Source organism: Bifidobacterium samirii (assembly GCF_003952945.1).
Taxonomy (GTDB): Bacteria; Actinomycetota; Actinomycetes; order Actinomycetales; family Bifidobacteriaceae; genus Bifidobacterium; species Bifidobacterium samirii.
On record NZ_QXGK01000036.1, the window covers coordinates 1 to 2,579 of the forward strand.

Annotated in this window: 1 rRNA gene; it reads right to left on the reverse strand. The window is 59.2% G+C overall.

From position 1 onward, the window contains the following. Positions 1-121: 121 nt before the first annotated feature. Positions 122-2,579, reverse strand: a 23S ribosomal RNA gene (locus tag D2E24_RS10175); the annotation flags it as partial.

Consider the following 2,579-nt stretch of genomic DNA (forward strand, 5'->3'; position numbering starts at 1 on the left):
GGTCCGGGAACCGGAAAGCGGACGCGAAGGTGATGTATCGCACAGTGACATGCTTAGTGTTCATTGCCGTGAGGCGTGAACCACCATGGACCCTCCGACGACCAACCCGCGAGGAGTTGGTGTGTAGGGTCGTCTTCCCCCGTTAGTACCGGTCCGCTCCACCGCTTGCGCGGCTTCCACGTCCGGCCTATCGACCACGTGTTCTGCATGGGGGGTACACACACCCGAAGGTGTGAAGGAATCCTTATCTTGGAGCAGGCTTCCCGCTTAGATGCTTTCAGCGGTTATCCCTTCCGAACGTAGCCAACCGGCCGCGCCACTGGCGTGACGACCGGCATACCAGAGGTTCGTCCACCCAGGTCCTCTCGTACTATGGGCAGGCCTCCTCAAGATTCCAACGAGCGCAGAGGATAGAGACCAAACTGTCTCACGACGTTCTGAACCCAGCTCGCGTGCCGCTTTAATCGGCGAACAGCCGAACCCTTGGGACCTGCTCCAGCCCCAGGATGCGACGAGCCGACATCGAGGTGCCAAACCATCCCGTCGATATGGACTCTTGGGAATGATCAGCCTGTTATCCCCGGGGTACCTTTTATCCGTTGAGCGATGCCGCGCCCGTGCGCCGGCACCGGATCACTATCTCCGACTTTCGTCCCTGCTCGACCCGTCGGTCTCGCAGTCAAGCTCCCTTGTGCGATTACACTCAACACCCGATTGCCAACCGGGCTGAGGGAACCTTTGAGCGCCTCCGTTACTCTTTGGGAGGCAACCGCCCCAGTTAAACTACCCGCCAGGCACTGTCCCAGAGCAGGATGACTGCTCGTGGTGAGACATCAAACGAGAACAGAGCGGTATTTCACCTTGCGACTCCACATGAGCTGGCGCCCACGCTTCCAAGTCTCCCGCCTATGCTACACAATCCGCGCCTAATGCCAATACCAAGGTATAGTAAAGGTCCCGGGGTCTTTTCGTCCTTCTGCGCTTAACGAGCATCTTTACTCGTACTGCAATTTCGCCGAGCTCCTGGTCGAGACAGTGGGGAAGTCGTTACGCCATTCGTGCAGGTCGGAACTTACCCGACAAGGAATTTCGCTACCTTAGGATGGTTATAGTTACCACCGCCGTTTACCGGGGCTTGAATTCACCGCTTCACCCCAAAGGGCTGACGGATCCTCTTAACCTTCCGGCACCGGGCAGGCGTCAGAGCGTATACAGCGGCTTACGCCTTCGCACGCTCCTGTGTTTTTGGTAAACAGTCGCTACCCCCTGGCCTGTGCCACCCCCCAACGCTCCAGCAGCAAGTGCTTTCACGCCAAGGGGTCTCCCTTATACCGAAGGCACGGGAGTGATTTGCCGAGTTCCTTGACCAGGATTCGCTCGATCGCTTTGGTATTCTCTACCTGACCACCAGTGTCGGTTTGGGGTACGGGCGGCAAACGCCCTCACGCCGAAGCTTTTCTCGGCAGCATGGGATCACCGGATATCGAACAAACGTTCCCATCATCGCGCCTCACCCTCCATGCACCCCGGATTTGCCTGGGATGCGGGCCACACGCTTGACCACGGAAAACCACCTCCGCGGCCGGCTACCCTCCTGCGTCACTCCTGCGCTGACCTACTACCGGGAAGGGTCCCAACCACGCCGCGCATCCCCCTCCCGAAGGAGAAGTAAGCCCGACGCGGGAGGTTAGCACCCCCGATTCGGTGTTGTCGGTCGCATGCCGGTACGGGAATATCGACCCGTTCATCCATTCGACTACGCCTGTCGGCCTCGCCTTAGGACCCGACTCACCCGGGGACGATGAACGTGGCCCCGGAACCCTTGGTCATCCAGCGGACGGGATCTTCACCCGTCTCTCGCTACTCATGTCTGCATTCTCACTCCCATGCAGTCCACGGCCGGTTTCCACCGCCGCTTCGCCCCGCATAGGACGCTCTCCTACCCAGCAGCAAACGCTGCTGCCGCGTCTTCGGTGGTGTGCTTGAGCCCCGCTACATTGTCGGCGCGGAACCACTAGACCAGTGAGCTGTTACGCACTCTTTCAAGGGTGGCTGCTTCTGAGCCAACCTCCTGGCTGTCTATGCGACTCCACATCCTTTCCCACTTAGCACACGCTTAGGGACCTTAGACGACGATCTGGGCTGTTTCCCTTTCGACGACGGAGCTTATCCCCCGCCGACTCACTGCCGGAATACGCATCACGGGTATTCGGAGTTCGGCTGCTATTGGTACCCAGTACGGGCCCGCAAGCATCCGGTAGCTCTACCCCCCGGATGTACTCAACCGACGCTGCACCTAAATGCATTTCGGAGAGAACCAGCTATCACGGAATTTGATTGGCCTTTCACCCCTAACCCCAAGTCATCCCCCCGGTTTTCAACCCAGGTGGGTTCGGTCCTCCACGCGGTCTTACCCGCGCTTCAACCTGCTCAGGGCTAGATCATCCCGCTTCGGGTCCAGGACACGCGACTCACACGCCTTTTAAGACTCGCTTTCGCTACGCGTACACCACACGGCTTACGCTCGCCACATGCCACTGACTCGCAGACTCATTTTTCGATAGGCACGCCGTCACCCC